Annotated in this window: 18 protein-coding genes; 8 read left to right on the top strand and 10 right to left on the bottom strand. The window is 67.6% G+C overall.

Annotated features, from left to right (window positions below):
* Nucleotides 1-57 precede the first annotated feature (57 nt).
* Nucleotides 58-1,674 carry a D-alanyl-D-alanine carboxypeptidase/D-alanyl-D-alanine-endopeptidase gene (gene dacB, locus QCE64_RS02400; RefSeq protein ID WP_310002564.1) on the top strand — a complete coding sequence of 539 codons (1,617 nt, stop codon included), beginning with the start codon at nucleotides 58-60 and terminating at the stop codon, nucleotides 1,672-1,674.
* A 349-nt stretch (nucleotides 1,675-2,023) separates the two neighbouring features.
* Nucleotides 2,024-3,127, top strand: a complete 1,104-nt coding sequence (locus QCE64_RS02395; RefSeq protein WP_309914010.1) for an SGNH/GDSL hydrolase family protein — start codon at nucleotides 2,024-2,026, stop codon at nucleotides 3,125-3,127.
* Between the two features lie 81 nt (nucleotides 3,128-3,208).
* Here QCE64_RS02395 and QCE64_RS02390 read toward each other — a convergent pair whose 3' ends face one another.
* From QCE64_RS02390 to QCE64_RS02350, 9 genes are all read right to left on the bottom strand, one after another.
* On the bottom strand, nucleotides 3,209-4,240 hold the full coding sequence (locus QCE64_RS02390; RefSeq protein WP_310002563.1) for an L-threonylcarbamoyladenylate synthase: 1,032 nt from the start codon (nucleotides 4,238-4,240) through the stop codon (nucleotides 3,209-3,211).
* Between the two features lie 21 nt (nucleotides 4,241-4,261).
* Entirely contained in the window at nucleotides 4,262-5,449 is a 1,188-nt protein-coding gene (locus QCE64_RS02385; RefSeq protein ID WP_310002562.1) for a 5-(carboxyamino)imidazole ribonucleotide synthase, read from the bottom strand.
* A 99-nt stretch (nucleotides 5,450-5,548) separates the two neighbouring features.
* Entirely contained in the window at nucleotides 5,549-6,070 is a 522-nt protein-coding gene (gene purE / locus QCE64_RS02380) for a 5-(carboxyamino)imidazole ribonucleotide mutase (protein ID WP_309914002.1), read from the bottom strand.
* An 84-nt stretch (nucleotides 6,071-6,154) separates the two neighbouring features.
* Nucleotides 6,155-7,045 (bottom strand): phosphoribosylaminoimidazolesuccinocarboxamide synthase, encoded by an 891-nt coding sequence (locus tag QCE64_RS02375; protein WP_309913999.1) that lies wholly within the window; start codon nucleotides 7,043-7,045, stop codon nucleotides 6,155-6,157.
* Nucleotides 7,046-7,203: 158 nt separating this feature from the next.
* Nucleotides 7,204-8,268 (bottom strand): class II fructose-bisphosphate aldolase, encoded by a 1,065-nt coding sequence (gene fba, locus QCE64_RS02370; protein ID WP_309913995.1) that lies wholly within the window; start codon nucleotides 8,266-8,268, stop codon nucleotides 7,204-7,206.
* Nucleotides 8,269-8,400: 132 nt separating this feature from the next.
* Nucleotides 8,401-9,837, bottom strand: coding sequence for a pyruvate kinase (pyk, locus tag QCE64_RS02365; protein ID WP_309919567.1), 1,437 nt, complete (start codon nucleotides 9,835-9,837; stop codon nucleotides 8,401-8,403).
* A gap of 355 nt (nucleotides 9,838-10,192) precedes the next feature.
* A complete protein-coding gene (locus tag QCE64_RS02360; RefSeq protein ID WP_310002560.1) occupies nucleotides 10,193-11,389 on the bottom strand; it encodes a phosphoglycerate kinase in 1,197 nt (398 codons plus the stop codon).
* A gap of 389 nt (nucleotides 11,390-11,778) precedes the next feature.
* A complete protein-coding gene (locus tag QCE64_RS02355) occupies nucleotides 11,779-12,102 on the bottom strand; it encodes an AzlD domain-containing protein (RefSeq protein ID WP_309807350.1) in 324 nt (107 codons plus the stop codon).
* A complete protein-coding gene (locus QCE64_RS02350; RefSeq protein WP_310002559.1) occupies nucleotides 12,099-12,875 on the bottom strand; it encodes an AzlC family ABC transporter permease in 777 nt (258 codons plus the stop codon). Before QCE64_RS02350 ends, QCE64_RS02355 begins: the two co-directional genes overlap by 4 nt.
* 372 nt (nucleotides 12,876-13,247) lie before the next feature.
* Between QCE64_RS02350 and QCE64_RS02345 the strand changes: the two genes are divergently transcribed.
* From QCE64_RS02345 to QCE64_RS02320, 6 genes are all read left to right on the top strand, one after another.
* A complete protein-coding gene (locus tag QCE64_RS02345) occupies nucleotides 13,248-14,168 on the top strand; it encodes a branched-chain amino acid transaminase (RefSeq protein WP_309807347.1) in 921 nt (306 codons plus the stop codon).
* Between the two features lie 114 nt (nucleotides 14,169-14,282).
* Nucleotides 14,283-14,480 (top strand): zinc-finger domain-containing protein, encoded by a 198-nt coding sequence (locus tag QCE64_RS02340; protein WP_309807346.1) that lies wholly within the window; start codon nucleotides 14,283-14,285, stop codon nucleotides 14,478-14,480.
* A 116-nt stretch (nucleotides 14,481-14,596) separates the two neighbouring features.
* Nucleotides 14,597-15,670, top strand: a complete 1,074-nt coding sequence (waaF, locus tag QCE64_RS02335; RefSeq protein WP_310002558.1) for a lipopolysaccharide heptosyltransferase II — start codon at nucleotides 14,597-14,599, stop codon at nucleotides 15,668-15,670.
* A gap of 184 nt (nucleotides 15,671-15,854) precedes the next feature.
* Nucleotides 15,855-16,301 carry a nuclear transport factor 2 family protein gene (locus QCE64_RS02330; RefSeq protein WP_309913981.1) on the top strand — a complete coding sequence of 149 codons (447 nt, stop codon included), beginning with the start codon at nucleotides 15,855-15,857 and terminating at the stop codon, nucleotides 16,299-16,301.
* A gap of 42 nt (nucleotides 16,302-16,343) precedes the next feature.
* Nucleotides 16,344-17,417: a YheT family hydrolase gene (locus QCE64_RS02325; RefSeq protein WP_404987206.1), complete on the top strand. Its 1,074-nt coding sequence runs from the start codon at nucleotides 16,344-16,346 to the stop codon at nucleotides 17,415-17,417.
* A gap of 6 nt (nucleotides 17,418-17,423) precedes the next feature.
* Nucleotides 17,424-18,005 (top strand): DUF2946 family protein, encoded by a 582-nt coding sequence (locus tag QCE64_RS02320; protein WP_310002557.1) that lies wholly within the window; start codon nucleotides 17,424-17,426, stop codon nucleotides 18,003-18,005.
* Here QCE64_RS02320 and QCE64_RS02315 read toward each other — a convergent pair whose 3' ends face one another.
* The gene (locus tag QCE64_RS02315; protein WP_310002556.1) at nucleotides 18,006-20,063 is read right to left on the bottom strand and encodes a M48 family metalloprotease; all 2,058 of its coding nucleotides are present in this window, start codon (nucleotides 20,061-20,063) and stop codon (nucleotides 18,006-18,008) included.
* Between the last annotated feature and the right edge of the window lie 86 nt (nucleotides 20,064-20,149).

Raw genomic sequence — 20,149 nt, 5'->3', positions numbered from 1 at the left:
CCAGCTTGTCTACAATAGCCGCTGCCCGCCAACCCGCTTCGAATCGATCGTTCGTCCATGCCGCTCGCTTTCCGCTCCGTGTACCGCCGTCTTGCCCCGTTCACTCTCGCTGTCATGGCCGGCGCCGTGGCCCTCGGCGCGATGCCCGATGCCTATGCACGCGGCGGCACGAAAGCCGAAGCCCAGGCTCATGCGCCGGAACGGGCGCCCAGGGGCGGCAAAGGCACGAAGGGCGCCGCGTCTTCGAAGCAGGCAGCAAAGGCCGGACGCGCAGCGAAGATCAGCGTGCCCGCCGGCCCGCTGCCCGCCTCGGTCATGACCGCGCTCGCGCGCGCGCATGTGCCGCTGTCGTCGATGAGCGTCGTCGTGCAGCGGGTCGGCGCGCCGGTGCCGCTCGTGGCGATCAACGCGAACGAGCCGATGCTGCCCGCCTCCACGATGAAGCTCGTCACGACCTTTTCGGGCCTGTCGATCCTGGGCCCCGACTACCGCTGGAAGACCACCGCCTACGCCGACGGCGAACTCGATGCGCAAGGCGTGCTGCACGGCAATCTGTATATCCAGGGCACGGGCGATCCGAAGCTCGTGCCCGAGGAACTGATCGATCTCGTCGAGCAGATCCGCAAGAGCGGCATTAACGGCATCGACGGCGCGCTGGTGCTGGACAAGCGTTACTTCGACGTCTCCACGCGCGATCTGCCCGCCTTCGACAACGAGGATTCCGCGCCCTATAACGTCGGCCCGGATCCGCTGCTGTACGCGTTCAAGTCGCTGTCCTTCACGCTCACGCCGGGCACGGACGGACAGGTGGCCATCGACGTGCTGCCGCAGCTCGCGCAACTGCAGATCGACAACGAACTGCGCGTCACGCGCGGCGCCTGCGTCGGCTCGTTGCAGGCGGCTTCGCCTTCGGTGGCGCAGGTCCAGGGCGGCTTCGTGCAGGCGTCATTCGTCGGCGACTATCCGCTGCGCTGCGGCCCGCGCACCGTCAACGTCGCGGCGCTCGATCACTCGACCTTCTTCGCGGGCGGCTTCCTCGCGTTGTGGAAGCAGGCGGGCGGCACCTTCCAGGGCACGACGCGCGAAGGTCCGACGCCGTCGAATGCACGGCTGGTCGGCACGCATCGCAGCCCGGTGCTGTCAGATGTGGTGCGTGACATCAACAAGTTCAGCAACAACGTGATGGCGCGCAACCTGTTCCTGACGATCGGCGCGGCGCAACTCAAGCCGCCCGCGACTACCGCTAAATCCTCCCAGGCCATCCAGGCGTTCCTGCGCCGCAGCGCGCTGCCGATGAACGGTCTCGTGCTCGACAACGGCTCGGGTCTGTCGCGCGACGAGCACATCAGCGCGGCCTCGCTCGCCGACCTGCTGCTGGCCGCGAATGCAAGCCCGGTGGCGCAGGTGTACATCGAATCGCTGCCGATTGCAGGCGTCGACGGCACGATGCGCAACCGCCTCACCAACGCGGGCGCGCTCGGCAATGCCCACATCAAGACCGGCACGCTACGCGACGTGCGCGCCATCGCGGGCTATGTCGGCGCGGAGAATGGCGAGAGCTATGTGGTCGTGAGCTTCATCAACGATCCGCGCGCCGAGGCCGCGCGCGCCGCGCACGATGCGCTGCTCGAATGGGTCTACGAGGGCGCGCGCAAGGCGGGCGTCGAGGACTGAGAGCGGCCGGATATACGGCGCGCGGGTACGTCCTCAGGCACGTCGTCAGGCACGTCCTCAGGCATGTCCTCAGGCACGTCCTCAGGCATGTCCTCAGGCACGTCCTCAGGCATGTCCTCAGGCACGTCCTCAGGCACGGCCAAAGCCCGGGCTACCGAAGATTTCTTCTACGAAGTCGAGTCCGGAACAATGCGTGCGGCGTGTACGCTGTCGGGCACGGCGTTCGGCCGCCTGGGCCGGATCCGCTGCATCACTTAAACTCGCGGTAGCGAGGCGAGGCGAAAGGGCCGGAAAGAAAGCCCGAACGCCGCGATCGAACTATAAACACCAGAAGACGGAGACGAGGTCCATGAAGAAGCAACGCTCGATGCGCGCCGCCCTGACGCGCCTGACCCAGGCCGCGACGGCCTGCGCCGCGATTGCCGCACTCGCCGCATGCGGCGGCGGCGGTGACGACAACAACTCCACGCCCGCGGGCGGCGTCAAGCTGCAGGTGGTGTCGTTCGGCGACAGCCTGTCGGACGTCGGCACCTACGCGCCGGTCGCGGCGGCCAATTTCGGCGGCGGACGCTTCACGACAAATCCGGGCCAGGTCTGGGTCCAGAACGTCGCGCAATACTACGGCGGCACGCTGACCCCGGCCATGACCGGCGGCTTCGGCGTCGCGCCGGTGAATCAGACCGGCCTGGGCTACGCGCAGGGCGGCTCGCGCGTCACGAACGCGATGGGCATCGGCCACGCCACCGACCCGAACAGCTACGCCGGCGCGCTGACCGTGCCGGTCTCGGCACAGGTGCAGAACTACCTGGCCGCGCATGGCAGCTTCAACGCGAACCAGCTCGTCATCGTCAACGGCGGCGCCAACGACATCCTCTATAACCTGCAGGCGCTCAAGGCCGGCGCGATCAGCCAGACCGACGCCTTCGCCGCGATCGGACTGGCCGCGCAGCAGCTGGGCGGCATCGTCGCGTCGATCCTGAGTCACGGCGCGACCCACGTGCTGGTGTCGAACGTGCCGGATATCGGTACGACGCCGCAGGGCGCCTTGAGCGATGCCGTCACGCGCGGCGCGCTCACCGCGGCATCGCAGGGCTTCAACAACGCGCTCGACCTGACGCTGCAAGGGCTGCAGATCAAGTCGAAGGTCATCTATCTGGACGTGCCGCCGAAGCTCGCGCAGATCACCGCGAACTACCAGCAACTCGGCTTCAAGGTGTCGAACACGGGCACCGCGTGCAACCTGCAGGCGATGGCCGCGGCCGCCGCGAAATACGGCGAGCCTGACCCGCAGGACTTCGCGACTTCGCTGTTCTGCTCGCCGCAGGTGCAGACCGAGGCCGGCGCGGACCAGACCTACATGTACGCCGACACCGTGCATCCGACCACGCACCTGCATGCGCTCTATGCGCAACAGGCCGAGCAGACGATCGCGGCATCGGGACTCGGGAAGTAAGCCCGCCGCGAGGCCACGCTCAAAGACAAACCGCCCGGTCGATTTCGACCGGGCGGTTTTGTTTGGATGCTTCGGATGTGGTCAGGCGTCCGCTTCGAAGGCCGCCGCCGCCCGGCCCAGCCGGTCGTTGACCGCAATCCATTCCATCGATTCAGGCAGCTTCTCGATCAGGATACGTTCCACGTTCGCCCGGTCGAGCGCGCGCAGCAGGCCGTACAGATCGCGCGCATAGCTTTGCGGATCCTCGGGCGCGGCGACGAAGTGCACGTTCGGCGCATGGGCCCACTCGCCCGCGCTCGACGCCCGCGCCACCAGTGCGATCTTCCTGCCGCTCGACCGGTCCTGCGCGGCGAGCAAGGGCGCGAGCGCCGCGAACGGCAACAGCGCGAGCGGCGTGCGCGGCGCGTAGTGCGCCTTCAGCGTGCCGGATGCGCGCGGCGCGGTGGCGTCCGAACCGTCGGGCAGGCGCGGCGCCACGCCCAGCACGTCCGCGATCTGTTGCGGACTGACGTGCCCCGGGCGCAACAACGCCGCGAAACCGCGCGACAGATCCAGAATCGTCGATTCGATCCCGACCTCCGCCGCACCGCCGTCGACCACATGCACCGCGCCGCTGAACTCGTCGCGCACGTGCTGCGCGGTGGTCGGGCTGACGTGTCCGAAGCGGTTCGCCGACGGCCCCGCCACGCCGCCCTGCCGCCCGGTGCCGAGACGCCGCCGGTGAAACGCCGACAGCAGCTGCTGCGCCACCGGATGCGACGGACACCGCACGCCCACCGAATCCTGTCCGCCGCTCACCGCAGCCGGAATATGTGCTGCGCGCTTGAGGATCAGCGTCAACGGGCCGGGCCAGAATGCATCGATAAGCTTGCGGGCATCGGCGGGAAGCTCGCGCACCCAGTAGCCGGGATCGGCCTCGGGCGCCAGGTGCACGATCACCGGATGATTCGCCGGGCGGCCCTTCGCCGCATAGATGCGCGCGATGGCGTCCGGATTCTCGGCGTCGCCGCCGAGGCCATAGACCGTTTCGGTCGGGAACGCGACGAGCTCGCCGGCATCGAGCAAGGCGGCTGCCTCGTCGATCTGCGCGGCGCTCGGGAAATGGAGGGTCATGGCCTGCTGCTTCGGTGAGGCTCAGTCGAGCGGAATGTGCAGCATGCGCGCGCAGTCGCGCGCCGCCGTGCGCGCTTCCTCGAGCGTCGCCGCCGTGAAGTTGATGTGCCCCATCTTGCGCCCGCGCCGCGCCTCTTCCTTGCCGTACAGATGCAGCCGCGCCGCCGGCATCGCCGCGACCTCGGTCCAGGCCGGCGGACGCGACTTGTCGCCGTCGAACCAGATGTCGCCGAGCAGGTTCAGCATCGCGGCCGGCGAATGCTGGCGCGTGTCGCCGAGCGGCATGCCGGTCATCGCGCGGACCTGCTGCTCGAACTGGCTCGTCGCGCAGGCATCGACCGTGTAGTGCCCGGAATTGTGCGGACGCGGCGCCATTTCATTGGCGATGAGCGAGCCGTCTTCCAGCACGAAGAACTCCACGCACAGCACGCCCACATAACCGAGCTTCGCCGCGATGGTCAGCGCCGCGTCCTGCGCCTGCGCGACCAGCGCGTCGGACGCATCGGGCGCGGGCACGACCGTCTTTGCGAGAATGCCGTTGACGTGCACGTTCTGCGCGAGCGGGAACACGGCCGATTTGCCGTCGCCGCCGCGCGCGATCAGCACGGACACCTCGTACTTGAGCGGCATGCGCTTTTCCAGCACGCACGGCACGCCCGCCAGCGACGCATGCGCCTCGCGCACTTCCTGCACGTTGCGCACGTTCACCTGCCCCTTGCCGTCGTAGCCGAGACGCGCCGTCTTCAGGATGCCGGGCAGCACGGCGACGAGTTGCTCGTCGGACAGCGCGGCGAGCGCTTCGGTCGATTCGATCACCACGTGCGGCGCTACCGGCACGCCCGCCTGCGCGATGAAGCGCTTTTCCGCCACGCGATCCTGCGCGATCGCCACGCAGCTCGCGGCCGGACTGACGAAGGTGCGGGACGCTAGAAATTCGAGGCTCGCGGACGGCACGTTCTCGAATTCCGTCGAGACCGCCGCGCACAGGCGGCCGAGCTCGGTGAGCGCGTTCGGGTCGTCGTAGGCGGCGCGGATGTGACGGTCCGCGACGGCGCCGGCGGGACTCGTCGCGTCCGGATCGAGGACGGCGACGCGATAGCCCATCGACTGCGCGGCGAAGCAGAACATGCGGCCGAGCTGGCCGCCGCCCACCATGCCGAGCCAGGCGCCCGGCAGGATGGGGGAGATCGGGGAGTTATGTGGGTTCATCGTGGGGCTGGGGGGCTGGCGAGCGGTTCAGGAAAGCGTCGTCGGGATGATAAGTGGGAGCGCGGCCCGTTTTCGACATGCAGGCCGCGCGCACAGTCCTTACAGCGGCGGCAGCGCCATGTCCCGCGCCGCCTGATTCTGCTTCACGCGGAACGCCGCGAGCGCATCGGCGAATTTCGCCTCGGTGGCGCTCAGGAGCGAGACCGCGAACAGCGCCGCGTTCGCCGCGCCCGCCTCGCCGATGGCGAAGGTCGCGACCGGTACGCCCTTGGGCATCTGCACGATCGAGTGCAGCGAGTCCACGCCCTTCAGATACTTGCTCGCCACCGGCACGCCCAGCACCGGCAGCGTGGTCTTGGCGGCCAGCATGCCCGGCAGATGCGCCGCGCCGCCCGCACCCGCGATGATCGCGCGCAGGCCGCGCTCGCGCGCCTGCTCCGCGTAGACGAACATCTCGTCCGGCATGCGGTGCGCGGACACCACCTTCGCCTCGTAAGGCACGCCGAATTCCTGCAGGATTGCCACGGCGTGCTTCATCACGTCCCAGTCGGAACTGGAACCCATCAACACACCGACGAGCGGCGCGTCATGCACATGCGCGCCGGTCTGTACTTCGCTCATTCCGTTTCCCTTGAAATGCATGCGCCGCCGCCTGAGACAGTCCGGCAAGCGGCGCCAGTCAAACTCGACCTGTTCCCGCCGACCTCAGGAGAGCGTCTGGCCGGTCAGGCGCTGCAACGCTTCCTGATACTTCTCGGAGGTCTTCGCGATCACGTCGTCCGGCAGCTTCGGCGCGGGCGGTTCCTTCTTCCACGGCTGGGTTTCGAGCCAGTCGCGCACGAACTGCTTGTCGAAGGACGGCGGATTGGTGCCGACCTGATAGCCGTCGGCGGGCCAGAAGCGCGACGAATCGGCGGTCAGCACTTCGTCCATCAGGAACAGTTCGCCCTTGTTGTCGAGGCCGAACTCGAACTTGGTGTCCGCAATGATGATGCCGCGCGTCGCCGCGTATTCCGCCGCTTCCTGGTACAGCTGGATGGAAATGCGCCGGATGGTCGCCGACAGTTCCGTGCCGATGCGCCGTTCCATCTCGTCGTAGGTGATGTTTTCGTCGTGATGGCCCATTTCGGCCTTGGCTGCCGGCGTAAAGATGGGCTCGGGCAGCTTCTGCGCGTTCTGCAGGCCCGGCGGCAGTTCGACGCCGCACACCGCGCCCGTCGCCTGATAGTCCTTCCAGCCGCTGCCGGCGAGATAGCCGCGCACCACCGCCTCGACGAGAATCGGCTCCAGGCGCTTCACCACGACCGCGCGGCCTTCGAGCTGGGCGGCTTCGTCCGCCGTCACGACCGTCGCGGGGTCGATGCCCGTGTTGTGGTTCGGCACGATGTGGCCGAGCTTGTCGAACCAGAAATCGGCCATCGTGTTCAGCACGCGGCCCTTGTTCGGGATCGGCTCGCCCATCACGACGTCGAATGCGGAAAGGCGGTCGGTCGTGACGATCAGGAGCTTGTCCTGACCGACGGCGTAGTTGTCGCGGACCTTGCCGCGGCCGAGCAGCGGCAGCGATTTGATCGTGGATTCGTATAGCGTGGACATCGTCGTGTACCGAAGAGTGCTGGAAAGGTGGGCTGCCGCCCCGGACCCTGGCGGGCCGGAAGCCGGGACGGCGGGGCAAAGCGAACGGGTCCCGTCGCCGGAACCCGTTGATTTTACTTTACAAAGACCGCGACGCTCAGCGGGCGCTCAATTCGCCGTCATTTGACGATCTGCGCGAGCTCGCCGGACTTGTACTTCTCGGCGATCTTCTCGAGCGGCACCGGCTTGATCCTGCCCGCCATGCCTTCGCAGCCGAACTGCATGTAGCGCTGGCGGACGATTTCCCTGGTCGCCTCGCGGGCCGGCTTCAGGTAGTCGCGCGGGTCGAACTTCGACGGATTTTCGATCAGGAAGCGGCGGATCGCGCCGGTGATCGCGAGACGCAGGTCGGTGTCGATGTTCACCTTGCGCACGCCGTGCTTGATGCCTTCCTGGATTTCCTCGACCGGCACGCCATAGGTTTCCTTCATGTCGCCGCCGAATTCGCGGATCTGCGCGAGCAGTTCCTGCGGCACCGACGACGATCCGTGCATCACCAGGTGCGTGTTCGGGATGCGCTGATGGATTTCCTTGATGCGGTCGATGGCGAGGATATCGCCCGTCGGCTTCTTGGAGAACTTGTACGCGCCGTGCGACGTGCCGATGGCGATCGCCAGTGCATCGCACTGGGTCTGCCTGACGAAGTCGGCGGCCTGCTCGACGTCGGTGAGCAGCTGTTCGCGCGTCATCGTGCCTTCGGCGCCGTGGCCGTCTTCCTTGTCGCCCTTCATGGTCTCGAGCGAGCCCAACACGCCCAGCTCGGCTTCGACGGTGACGCCGATCGCGTGCGAGAAGTCCACGACCTGCTTCGACACCGCGACGTTGTACTCGTAGGACGCGACGCTCTTGCCGTCGGCTTCGAGCGAGCCGTCCATCATGACGCTGGTGAAGCCGGAGCGGATCGCGGCCATGCACACCGCCGGCGACTGGCCGTGATCCTGGTGCATCACGACCGGAATCTGCGGATACGACTCGACGGCCGCTTCGATCAGATGGCGCAGGAAGGCTTCGCCCGCATACTTCCGCGCGCCGGCCGACGCCTGCATGATGACGGGCGCGTTCACTTCGCTGGCGGCGGCCATGATGGCCTGGACCTGCTCCAGATTGTTGACGTTGAACGCCGGGAGTCCGTAGCCGTTTTCGGCTGCGTGATCCAGCAGTTGACGCATTGATACGAGAGGCATTGTGGTGAGACTCCAAAGGTGAAACGAATTCTGTGCGCACGATTCCGCTCTGGGGCGTTTTCGGTTTTTTGAACGACAGACGGAGGCATGAGCCTCCGTCTGTTCTGCGCGTTTATTTCCTGCGCATGCTGCCTAGATGTGATCGCCCACGCGCACGATCTTCAGCGTGTTGGTGCCGCCCGCCGCGCCCATTGGCTCGCCGACCGTCAGCACGACCATGTCGCCGCGCGCCGCATAGCCCTTCGACACCACCACTTCCAGCGCCTGATTGAGCGCGGCGTCGCGGTCCATGTTGGTGTCGACGTGCAGCGAGGTCACGTTGCGGTACAGCGCCATCGTGCGTTCGCTGGACACGCGCGGCGTCAGCGCGAAGATCGGCACGTGGGTCCAGTGACGCGACATCCACAGCGCCGTGGAGCCCGATTCCGTCAGCGCCACGACCGCCTTCGCGCCCAGGTGGAACGCGGTGAACAGCGCGCCCATCGCAATGGACTGGTCGATGCGCGTGAACGTGCGGTCCAGGAAATCGCGGTCCAGCTGTGACTCCTCCGACTTTTCCGCCTCGATACACACGGCCGCCATCGTCTCGATGGTCGTCACCGGATACTTGCCCGCCGCGGTTTCGGCGGACAGCATCACGGCGTCGGTGCCGTCGAGCACGGCGTTCGCCACGTCGGACACTTCGGCGCGCGTCGGCACCGGCGCGTGGATCATCGACTCCATCATCTGCGTGGCGGTGATCACGAGCTTGTTCGACTCGCGCGCCATGCGGATCATGCGCTTCTGCAGCGCCGGCACGGCCGCGTTGCCGACTTCCACCGCCAGATCGCCGCGCGCGACCATGATGCCGTCGGACGCGTCGAGAATGCCCTGCAGCGCCGGAATGGCCTCGGCACGCTCGATCTTCGCGATCATCTTCGGCTTGATGCCGTAGGGCGCGCCCGCGATGTTCGCGAGCTGGCGGGCCATTTCCATGTCGGTCGCGTTCTTCGGGAACGACACCGCGACGAAGTCCGCGCCGAGCGACATCGCCGTCTTGATGTCCTCCATGTCCTTCTCGGTCAGCGCGGGCGCCGTGAGGCCGCCGCCCTGGCGGTTGATGCCCTTGTTGTTGGACAGTTCGCCGCCCACTTTCACGACCGTGTGCACTTCCTCGCCGATCACGCGCGTCACGTCGAGCACGATCAGGCCGTCGTTGAGCAGCAGCGTGTCGCCGGCGCGCAGGTCGCGCGGCAGGTCCTTGTAGTCGAGGCCCACGCGCTCGTTGCTGCCGAGCGGGCAATTGGCGTCGAGGATGAACGGCTCGCCCGCGACGAGCATGGTCTTGCCGTTCTCGAACTTGCCGACGCGGATCTTCGGGCCCTGCAGGTCCGCCATGATCGCGACTTCGCGGCCAACCTGGCGCGCTGCTTCGCGCACGATCTCGGCGCGCTGGCGATGGTCGTCGGCGGTGCCGTGCGAGAAGTTGAAACGAACGACGTCGAGGCCGGCCTGCAGCATTTGCAGGAGGATGTCCGGACTTGTCGAAGCCGGACCGATGGTGGCAACAATCTTGGTGGCGCGATGCATGTCTTTCCTCGTCTCTGTAGGAACGCCTGTGTTGAGGCTGCGAGCACGTTGCGCTTGCGATGAGGTGTTGCTCACCGGTTGCGCGCGCGCGCCGGTTCGTGCCGGCGTCGCTTTGTCGATGTCCTTCAATGCGTGAGCGGGCATGCCGCCGATGATGACCGGCGGCGTCGCGGGAATGACGCCCTCCGCGCCCGGTTCGGCCTGCTCCGGCCGCGCCGCATCGGCGATGACCTGGGCGGCCTCCGCGGCGGCGTCGATGGCGCCGCCCGCCTCCTGTACCTCTGCCTGCGCGCCGCCGGCTTCCTGCGCGCCCTTCCTTGCTGCCTTCGCCGGACTATTGCGGGCCGCCAACGCCTCAGGCTCCGGCGCGCGATTCGAGCACTTCGACCGCCGGCAGCGTCTTGCCTTCCAGGAATTCGAGGAAGGCGCCGCCGCCTGTCGAGATGTAGCTCACCTTGTCGGCGATGTCGTACTTCGCGATGGCCGCGAGCGTGTCGCCGCCGCCCGCGATCGAGAACGCCGACGAACTGGCGATGGCCTGCGCGAGCGTCTTCGTGCCGTTGCCGAACTGGTCGAACTCGAACACGCCGACCGGGCCGTTCCAGACGATCGTGCCCGCCGTTTCCAGCTGGGCCGCGAGCGCCTTGGCCGTGTCCAGACCGATGTCGAGAATCATGTCGTCGTCGGTGACGGCGGCGACTGGCTTGGTTTCGGCCTTCGCGGTGGGCGCGAATTCCTTCGCGGTGACGACGTCGCTCGGAATCGGCACCGAGGCGCCGCGGGTGCGCGCCTGCTCGATGATGTCCTTCGCCTCGCCGACGAGATCCTTCTCCGCGAGCGACTTGCCGATGTTGAGGCCGGACGCGACCATGAACGTGTTGGCGATGCCGCCGCCGACGATCAGCTGGTCCACCTTCTCCGCCAGCGACTTGAGAATCGTGAGCTTGGTCGAGACCTTCGAGCCGGCGACGATCGCCACCAGCGGGCGCTTCGGGTTGCCGAGCGCGCGGCCGAGCGCGTCGAGTTCGGCGGCCAGCAGCGGACCCGCGCACGCCACGGCCGCGTACTTCGCGATGCCGTGCGTGGTGGCTTCGGCGCGGTGCGCGGTGCCGAAGGCGTCGTTGACGTAGATGTCGCAGAGCTTCGCCATCTTCTGCGCGAGGCCGTCGTCGTTCTTTTTCTCGCCCTTGTTGCAGCGGCAGTTTTCCAGCAGCACGACCTGGCCGGGCTGCACCTGCACGCCGTCGACCCAGTCGGCGACCAGCGGCACGTCCGCGCCCAGCAGTTCCGACAGGCGCTGCGCGACCGGCGCCAGCGAATCTTCAGGCTTGAACTGGCCTTCCGTCGGACGGCCGAGGTGCGAGGTGACCATCACGGCCGCGCCGGCGTCGAGCGCCGCGCGGATCGCCGGGACCGACGCACGCACGCGCGTATCTTCGGTGATGTTGCCGGCGTCGTCTTGCGGCACGTTGAGATCCGCGCGGATGAAGACACGCTTGCCGGAGACTTTGCCTTCGGCGATCAGATCGGTGAAACGCAGTACTTTCGTCATGGGAGTCAACGTAGGTAGAGAAGCGGTTCGGGCGAGAAGACCGGTGGGGAAACCGGCCGGTTCGTGGAGTCGCCGCGCACGGGCCGCCGGGCAGGACGGCTCGCGCGCGGATCAGGCTGGCGGCGAGGGCCGCGCGTCGAAACCGGAGGCGCGGACCATGGGCGGGAGGAAGGAGTCGGACAGGGGCATCCGGCGCGGGCCGCCGTCATGCGGACACGGCAGCCGGTGCGGCCAAAGCGTGCGCGACGAGGTGGACAACCGTAGCGGGGTGACTGCCGGACACACTTTCGACCTCGCTCACTCGGAAAAGACGCACATTTTAACCGATCACCCTGAATGCTTTTAGCTGGCAATCGATGATGACCCGTATTTGGCGAGGCCGGTTCGCCTCAGGCGACGAGCCGCAGCAGCGTGAACACGAGCATGCCGACGGCGATCGTGCCCATCATGCCGCGCCGCCACAGGTAGTACGCGAGCGCGGCCACCGACGCCCACAGCGCATGGTTCGACAACGCCAGCGAAATGCCGGTGGACGTTTCCAGCAGATCCGGCACGACCACGCCGGTGAGCGCCGCGGCCGGCGCGTAGCGCAGCGCGCGCTGCACGGCGGGCGGCAGCACCATGCGCTCGCCGCCGATCAGGAACAGCGTGCGCGTCAGCGCGGTGACGATGCACATCGCGATGATCGCCAGCCAGATTTGCAGCGCGCTCATCGGACGGTCCTCGTGGGGTCGGCTTTCGGGGCTTTCGGGGCTTGCGGGGTTTCCGGCGCTTTCGGGCGCGCGCGGGCGGCGATCAGGTCCGCCAGCGTCCCGGCGATCAGCGCGGCGAACACCGCCAGCGGCAGGCCCAGACGGTACGGCAGGTCGAACGACAGCAGCGCCACCACGCTCGCCACGGCCACTGCCGCGAAAGTCGAGCGCGTGGCGATCGCCGAGACGATCAGCGGCAGCAGCGCCAGCGTGCCGGCCAGTTCCAGGCCCCAGTTGTCGGGAATCAGGCTCGCCAGCAGGATGCCGAGCACCGAGGAAATCTGCCAGGAACCCCAGCTGCACGCGACCAGCCCCCAGAAGAACGCTTCCTTGCCGGGCTGCCAGCCGGTCGCGAAGTTTCGCTTCGAGAACATCAGGTAGACGATGTCACCGTTGAAGTAGCCGAGCATCAGGCGGCGCTTCAGCGGCAGATAGGCGAAATGCGGTGCGAGCCCGGCGCTGAAGATCACGAAGCGCAGATTGACCATCCCGGCGGTCAGCAGAATGGTCCAGAGCGGCAGCTTCGCGGCGAAAAGCGGCAGCACGGCCAGTTGCGAGGAGCCCGCGTACACCATCACGGTCATGCCGAGCGCCTGGGGCACCGTCAGGACGGACTTGGTCATCGCGATGCCGGTCACGAGGCCCCAGGAGAGCGTCGCCAGGACGGCGGGAGAGAACGTGCGCACGCCCTCGAAGAAGGCGCGGCGATTGGTGTCGGACAGCCGGTCGAACATGGATCGGGGCAAGGCCTGGAGGAAAAGCCGGACGGCGGGCCTCGAATCCCGAGGCTCGGGTTGCAGGCGCGGGCCCGGACAAGCCGCCGGAGGTTTTCGACCGCGCGGTTCGGCTGCGGCGATCGACGAGGCGGGCAAGCCGCGGCGAAAGGCAAATTATAGCGTCGTGAAAGACGCGCCCAGATCGGTTTCGTTGCGAAAAGACGCTAAAATGACGCTCTTTCGCCGCCTTTGCGCCTCGGGCGCGCGTTCCTCCCGCAGGCATGTCCAACTCTGCGACACAGGAACCGCACGCAAACCCGCGCACGAGCGCCGTCCCACACCCCCGGGCGGCCTGCCCGACCCCACTTGAACGAGAGCTAGGAGAACCGTATGTCAATGGCCGACCGCGACGGCAAGATCTGGATGGATGGCAAGCTGATCGACTGGCGTGATGCCAAGATCCACGTGCTGACCCACACGTTGCACTACGGCATGGGCGTATTCGAAGGCGTGCGCGCGTACAAGACAGCGCAGGGCACCGCCATTTTCCGCCTGAAGGAACACACGAAGCGCCTGCTCAATTCGGCCAAGATCTTCCAGATGGACGTGCCGTTCGACCAGGCCACGCTCGAAGCCGCGCAGCTCGAAGTCGTCAAGGAAAACAACCTGGAGTCGTGCTACCTGCGCCCGATCATCTGGGTCGGTTCGGAAAAACTCGGCGTCTCGGCCAAGGGCAACACCATCCATGTGGCCATCGCGGCGTGGCCGTGGGGCGCGTATCTCGGCGAAGACGGCCTGGCCAAGGGCATTCGCGTGAAGACGTCGTCGTTCACGCGCCATCACGTCAACGTGTCGATGGTGCGCGCCAAGGCCTCCGGCTGGTACGTGAACTCGATCCTCGCCAACCAGGAAGCCGTCACGGACGGTTACGACGAAGCGCTGCTGCTCGACGTCGACGGCTACGTCTCCGAAGGCTCGGGCGAGAACTTCTTCCTCGTGAACAACGGCAAGATCTATACGCCCGACCTGGCCTCGTGCCTGGACGGCATCACGCGCGACACGGTCATCACGCTGGCGCGCGACTTCGGCATTCCGGTGATCGAGAAGCGCATCACGCGCGACGAGGTCTACACCTGCGACGAAGCCTTCTTCACCGGCACGGCCGCCGAAGTGACGCCCATCCGCGAACTGGACAACCGCACCATCGGCGCCGGCAAGCGCGGCCCGATCACCGAGAAGCTGCAAAGCGCCTTCTTCGACGTGGTCGGCGGCAAGAACGAGAAGTACGCGAGCTGGCTCTCGAAGGTCTGAGCGAGGCTTGCACCGAAACGGCGGGCGCGCGTCCGCCGTGTACTTCCGGCTCCGGCCCGCAAACGCACGCAAACGCACGCAAACGCAACGCACGACACCTGACACGAGATAGCAATGAGCGACCTGAAGGAAATGCCGCTGGTGGAACTGACCGCCAAGGACCTGCCCGCTTTCTGCCCGAACCCGAAGATGCAGCGCTGGAGCACGCATCCGCGCGTGTTCATCGACGTGACGCACGGCGAAGCACGCTGCCCCTACTGCGGCACGCGCTACAAGCTGAAAGACGGCGAAGTGATCAAGGGCGGCCACTGACGCCTTCGACAGCCTCCGCGCGGGCACATGCCCGCGCTCCCACGCAATCCACGACACCCGACGACCCGCCCCAAGACGACGGGCCGCGTTTCTTTTTTGAGATCGGATAAAGACAGATGCGCCGCGCGCTGGTTATAGCACCGAACTGGATCGGTGACGCATTGATGGCGCAGCCGCTTTTCACGCTCCTGCGAAAGCTGCATCCACGCATGGCGATCGATGCCGTCGCGCCGACGTGGGTCGCGCCCGTGCTCGAGCGCATGCCCGAGATCCGCGACGTCTACGCCACTGACCTCGCGCACGGCAAGCTGCAGCTGCTGCGCCGCTGGCAGCTGGCGAGCGACCTGCGCGACGTCGGCTATGACGCCGCCTACGTGCTGCCCAACTCCGTGAAGTCCGCGCTGATTCCGTGGATGGCGGGCATCAACCTGCGCATCGGCTACAAGGGCGAGAGCCGCTACGGCTTGCTGAACGTGCGCCACGCGAATCCGCCGAAGACCGAGCGGCCGCCGATGACCGCGCATTACGCCGCGCTCGCCTACGCGCCCGGCGCGAAGCTGCCGTTCGTCGACCGCTTCGCACAGCCCGAGGCCGCCGCCCGCCCCGACGCGCAGACGCTGCCGGTGCCGCGCCTCGAAGCCGATCCGAACGAGGCCGCGCGCGTCTCGGCGCGCTTCAATCTCGATACGCGCACGCCGCTCGTCGTGTTCTGCCCGGGCGCCGAGTACGGCCCGGCCAAGCGCTGGCCGCCCGAGCACTTTGCCTCGCTCGCGCAGTTCATCGCGCAGTCGTTCCCGTATGCCCGCATCGTCGCGCTGGGCTCGAAGAAGGACGCGCCGATCGCGCAGGCCATCGCGGACCGCGCGCCCAACGTGCGCAACCTGTGCGGCCAGACCTCGCTCGGCGAGGCCTGCGCACTGATTTCGCGGGCAAGCGCGGTCGTCACCAACGATTCCGGGCTGATGCACGTCGCGGCGGCGTCGCGACGGCCGCTGGTCGCGGTCTACGGCTCGACCGACCCGCGCCATACGCCGCCCTTGTCCGATCTCGCAAAGGTACAATGGCTGCATCTTGAATGCAGTCCGTGCTTTGCCCGCGAGTGTCCGCTCGGCCATCTGAACTGCCTTCGCGAACTCACCGCCGAACAGGTTTTCGGCGACTTGCGCGGCATGCTGCTCGCGCATCGCTGAAATTCCTCCATAACGGCGGGTTCAGGCGGTTAGCCGCCGTGTGTGTGCGGGCGCGGACACGCGAATGTCTCCGAACGGGGGCATGCTTTGACCAATGACCGATGCAGCGCGCCGCCCTGCCGCTACCCGCGGCAGCACGGCAACACGGACGGCGCCCGCATCGAATGCCAGAGACCCACGAGCCATGCCACGTTTCGCCCGCCTCTTCGAAGCCGCCGCCGATACTCTCAATGCTTACTATCAGGCCGTCGCGGACAACAGCATCGACGCGGTCATGTCGTTGTGGCTCGACGAGGAATTCGCCACGTGCGTCTGCCCGGACGGGACGCACCTGCACGGGCTGGAGAGCATCCGCGCGGGTCTCGGCAAGCAGTTCGAAGCGCAGCCGGTGACCATCGAGCCGCTCGACATCCGCGTGTACGACAGCCTCGGCACGGTCGTGTACGCGATTGCGGAGGCGCATCAGCCGGCGGCGTCGAATGGCGTGCCGCGCATGGTCTACGCGACCTACGTGATGGTTCATGAGCGCGGCGAATGGCGCATCGCGCACATCCACGCGAGCGCCATGCCGATGGAAACAGCGGGACAGTACGCGGCCAGGCTGCGGCACGGTCAGGGACCGCTGCATTAAGAAGAATGAAGCGCTGAACAAGACGTTTGTCGGGGAGGGGCCATGAAGCGCGATCCGTTGTTGACACACGACTCGTCGTTCGTGGACAAGGCGCCTGCGATGGCACTGCGCGATGCCGCACGGGCGCTCACGCCGGGCGCGGCGGACTGGCTCTACAGCGCGCCGCGCTGGCTGCCGACAAGCCATGCGCAAACCATCGTGCCCGCGCTGTTCGGCCGCAAGCCCGCCGTGCAGTACCGGCGCGAACGCTGGGACACGCCGGACGGCGATTTCATCGACCTCGACTTCCTCGCGCACGACCCGGCCTCCGAACCCGCCGCGACCGCCCCGCTCTTCGTGCTGTTCCACGGTCTCGAAGGCAATTCCGACTCCCACTACGCCCGCACGATGATGGCGGCCGCCCAGGCGCGCGGCTGGCACGGTGTGGTGCCGCATTTCCGCAGCTGCAGCGGGCCGTTGAACCTGCTGCCGCGCTTTTATCATCTCGCCGACGGCGCCGAAGCCGACTGGATCCTGCGGCGGCTCGCGCAGCGGCATCGCGGGCCGATCGTCGCGGCGGGGGTCTCGCTCGGCGGCAACGTGCTGCTGCACTGGCTGTGCGAACGCGGCAGCGACGCGTCGATCATCCGTGCGGCGGCTGCCATCTCCGCGCCGCTCGATGTCCACGCGGGCGGCGAAGCGATCTCGAGCGGCTTCGGCATGGTGTACACGCGCAGCTTCCTCAAGTCGCTGAAGAAGAAGGCGCTCGCGAAGCTCGGCCAGTATCCCGGGCTGTACGACCGCGAGGCCGTGCTCGCCGCCCGCACGCTGTACGAGTTCGACAACGTGGTCACGGCGCCGGTGCACGGCTTCCGCGACACCAACCACTACTGGTCGACGGCGACCGTCCGCGCCCATCTGAAGCATGTGGACGTGCCCGCGTTGCTGCTGAACGCGCGCAACGACCCGTTCCTGCCGGAATTCGCGTTGCCGTCGCAGGCGGAAGTGTCGGCGCGCGTCACGCTCGATCAGCCGAATCATGGCGGACACGTCGGCTTCATGACCGGGCCGTTTCCGGGCCGCATCGACTGGCTGTCGCTGCGCGTGTTCGGCTATCTGGAGCAATTCGTTTCGTGACCGATCATGGATGACATCGTCAGGCAGGCGCTCGCCAAATGGCCCAACGTCCCGCATTGCACGGGCTGGCTGATGCTGGACCGGCGCGGCCAGTGGCGCATGCGCGATGACGCGGCGCAAGCTGCCGGAGAACCCGGCACGCCGATCCGCCACGACGCGCTGCTCGGCTTCATCAACCGCAACTACGAATGCGATGCCGACGGCCAGTGGTTCTTCCAGAACGGGCCGCAGCGGGTGTATGTCGAGCTGGGCTATACGCCGTGGATCGTGCGACTGCTGGACGTGGACGGGCGCCTGCGCCTGACCGATCAGGCCGGCGCCGACTTCGAGCCGGCGCGTGCGTGGCTCGACGATGAAGGCAACATCCTGTTCTCGGACGACGCCACGCCCGCGCGTATCGCGGCGCTGCACGATCATGATCTCGAACTCTTCGCGAACCATGCTTCACTCGATGAAGCCGGCGCGAGCGGCGTGTTCCACTGGCGCGAGGGCGCTGATCTCGCCGTCAGCCCGATCGCGCGCGCCCAGGTCGCGGAACGCTTCGGCTTCGCGGCGAGTCCGGCGGCGCGGGCCGCGGCGGCGGGCTGACTAGCCGTTCTTCTCCTGTTCGCGCTCTTCCTTGTAGCGCGCCTCGAAGTCGTGCAGGCGCGCCGAGATCGCGGACAGATCGTAGAAGCTTGCGTTCTTCACGTCGCGCGCCTCCTTCAGCTGACGAATCGCGGACGGCCACGCGCCGTCCAGCGCGAGCTTTTCCGCCATGGCCTGATGCTGTTGCAGCGGGTCGTCGAGCCCCTTGCTCGCCTGGGCGAGATAGAGCCACCAGTCGGGGCGCGTCGGCTCCGCGCGGGTTTCCTGGCGCGCGAGCGTCTGCGCTTCGCCATAGCGGTGCGCGGCCAGCAGCGACTGCAACTGCACATCGAGCGCGGCGTGAGATTCGGGCCAGCGTTTCCTGGCGTTCGCCGCCAGCCGGATGGCATCGTCCAGCCGGCCGGCGCGCCGGGCGATGTCGGCGTCGAGCACGTCGAGGCTGGGCGAACTGCGAACGGCCGCGGGAGCAGCCGGCGTTTTCGCCACGGGCGCGGGACCGCCTTCGATGCGCACCGGCGCCAGCGCGATATCGCCGACGGAGCGCGCCTGAGGCACCGACGCGGCTTTCGGTTGGGCAGGAACGCGGCCGAGGTCAAGCGACGCGTGCGTGCGGTCGAGCGGTGTCGCGGTCGTCAGCGAGTCCGCATTGCGTAGCGATGAGCTCGCATCGGCGGCGGTTGCGGTACGCGGTGGCGGCGTCGCGGGCCTGACGCCCGATGCCGCCGTGCCCGTCCCCTTCGCGTTCTCCTGCCGAACCTGCGCCGACGCCGCCGCGCTGCTCGCTTCCTCTCCCTCGAAGAGCTTGCGCGCGCGGGCGAGCGCTTCGTCGGCGGCGGCGTAATCGCCGGTCAGGGTTTGCGCCAGCGCAATGCCATACCAGTTCGCGGCGGGATTGAGCGCGGTCTGATCGTCGATTTCGGCCTTCAGGCGGCTCGCCACCTCGCGATAGTCGCTCGCGAAATTCACTTGCAGCACCCGGGCGCGGGCGCGCACGAACGCATACTCGGCCGACTGGCGCGGCTGCCGGTACGGCACGCGCCGCGCGCGGCCTTCCATGTCGGCGATACGCTCGGTGGTCAGCGGGTGCGTGCGCACATAGGGCGGCACGCCGTTGTCGGCCATCGTCGAGCGGTCGAGGCGTTCGAAGAACGCGGCCATCGCATACGGATCGTAGCCGGCCGCCGCCAGCATCTGGAAGCCGACGCGATCGGCCTCGTGTTCGGCCGCGCGCGAGAAGCGCAACTGGTTGTCGACTGCCAGCGCCTGGCCGCCCATCGCGAGCCCCATGCCGAGATCGCCGCTGTGCGCGAGCAGGCCCGCGAGCAGTCCGGCCAGCATGCCGGCGAGCGCGGTGTAGCTGTTCTTTTCCTGTGCGCCGAGCATGCGCGCGATGTGCCGCTGGAGCACGTGTCCCATTTCATGACCGATGACCGACGCCAGCTCCGATTCGGTCTGGGTCGCCGCGATCAGCCCCGTATTCACGCCGATGAAACCGCCAGGCATCGAAAACGCGTTGATCTGGGCGTCGCGTACGGCGAACAGGTCGAAGTCGGGCCGATAGCCGCCGAGATACTGCGTCGCGGCCGCCGCGGACAGCTTGGAGGAGACGGAATCGAGGTAGTCGCGGATCAGCCAGTCGTCGAGATAGTCGGGGTCGGCGCGTACTTCGCGCATCGCCCGTTCGCCGACGCGGCGTTCGGCTTGCGGCGTCAGCGAGCCGCCGGAGCCGTCGCCGAGATCGGGCAGCTGCACCGACGAGAGCGGCGCGCGCAGGCCGGACATCGTGCCCGGCCGGTTGGCGAAGCGGCTTTCCGCGCCGCCATAGACGCCGAAGACGCCTTCCGCGACGTTGCCGGGCAGGTCGCCGGGGTTGCTGCCTTCCTGCGCCGAGCGGAGCTGCGACGCGGCCAGCGTCCCGGTGCCGCCGATCGTGTTCGCGGTGTTGGCGGTGTTCGCGCTCCCGACGGGCGCGGCCGATTGCGCCAGCACGGCGGGCGGCGCGGCGAGGGCTACGCACAGCAGGAAGACGAGCACGCGGCTCGGACGTGTCGAAGGCATGAGACGCGAAGGCGATGCGGGACCGGCAACCGGCTGGAAAAAGGGAACGGGCTTATCGTATCAAGTGTAGGGCGCGCGGCGGCCGG

Origin of the sequence: Caballeronia sp. LZ043, assembly GCF_031451075.1 — a bacterium.
GTDB lineage: Bacteria > Pseudomonadota > Gammaproteobacteria > Burkholderiales > Burkholderiaceae > Caballeronia.
The sequence above is the reverse complement of the archived record's forward strand: the minus strand, read 5'-3'. Positions and strand labels throughout refer to the sequence as shown.

What these genes read in the sequence shown, in the direction of transcription:
- waaF (WP_310002558.1), top strand. Translation starts at nt 14,597, where the DNA reads ATGCGCCGCGCGCTGGTTATAGCACCGAACTGGATCGGTGACGCATTG.
- dacB (WP_310002564.1), top strand. Translation starts at nt 58, where the DNA reads ATGCCGCTCGCTTTCCGCTCCGTGTACCGCCGTCTTGCCCCGTTCACT.
- QCE64_RS02360 (WP_310002560.1), bottom strand. Translation starts at nt 11,389, where the DNA reads ATGACGAAAGTACTGCGTTTCACCGATCTGATCGCCGAAGGCAAAGTC.
- fba (WP_309913995.1), bottom strand. Translation starts at nt 8,268, where the DNA reads ATGCCTCTCGTATCAATGCGTCAACTGCTGGATCACGCAGCCGAAAAC.
- QCE64_RS02340 (WP_309807346.1), top strand. Translation starts at nt 14,283, where the DNA reads ATGAGCGACCTGAAGGAAATGCCGCTGGTGGAACTGACCGCCAAGGAC.
- QCE64_RS02325 (WP_404987206.1), top strand. Translation starts at nt 16,344, where the DNA reads ATGAAGCGCGATCCGTTGTTGACACACGACTCGTCGTTCGTGGACAAG.
- QCE64_RS02375 (WP_309913999.1), bottom strand. Translation starts at nt 7,045, where the DNA reads ATGTCCACGCTATACGAATCCACGATCAAATCGCTGCCGCTGCTCGGC.
- pyk (WP_309919567.1), bottom strand. Translation starts at nt 9,837, where the DNA reads ATGCATCGCGCCACCAAGATTGTTGCCACCATCGGTCCGGCTTCGACA.
- QCE64_RS02350 (WP_310002559.1), bottom strand. Translation starts at nt 12,875, where the DNA reads ATGTTCGACCGGCTGTCCGACACCAATCGCCGCGCCTTCTTCGAGGGC.
- QCE64_RS02330 (WP_309913981.1), top strand. Translation starts at nt 15,855, where the DNA reads ATGCCACGTTTCGCCCGCCTCTTCGAAGCCGCCGCCGATACTCTCAAT.
- QCE64_RS02315 (WP_310002556.1), bottom strand. Translation starts at nt 20,063, where the DNA reads ATGCCTTCGACACGTCCGAGCCGCGTGCTCGTCTTCCTGCTGTGCGTA.
- QCE64_RS02390 (WP_310002563.1), bottom strand. Translation starts at nt 4,240, where the DNA reads ATGACCCTCCATTTCCCGAGCGCCGCGCAGATCGACGAGGCAGCCGCC.
- QCE64_RS02320 (WP_310002557.1), top strand. Translation starts at nt 17,424, where the DNA reads ATGGATGACATCGTCAGGCAGGCGCTCGCCAAATGGCCCAACGTCCCG.
- QCE64_RS02395 (WP_309914010.1), top strand. Translation starts at nt 2,024, where the DNA reads ATGAAGAAGCAACGCTCGATGCGCGCCGCCCTGACGCGCCTGACCCAG.
- purE (WP_309914002.1), bottom strand. Translation starts at nt 6,070, where the DNA reads ATGAGCGAAGTACAGACCGGCGCGCATGTGCATGACGCGCCGCTCGTC.
- QCE64_RS02355 (WP_309807350.1), bottom strand. Translation starts at nt 12,102, where the DNA reads ATGAGCGCGCTGCAAATCTGGCTGGCGATCATCGCGATGTGCATCGTC.
- QCE64_RS02385 (WP_310002562.1), bottom strand. Translation starts at nt 5,449, where the DNA reads ATGAACCCACATAACTCCCCGATCTCCCCCATCCTGCCGGGCGCCTGG.
- QCE64_RS02345 (WP_309807347.1), top strand. Translation starts at nt 13,248, where the DNA reads ATGTCAATGGCCGACCGCGACGGCAAGATCTGGATGGATGGCAAGCTG.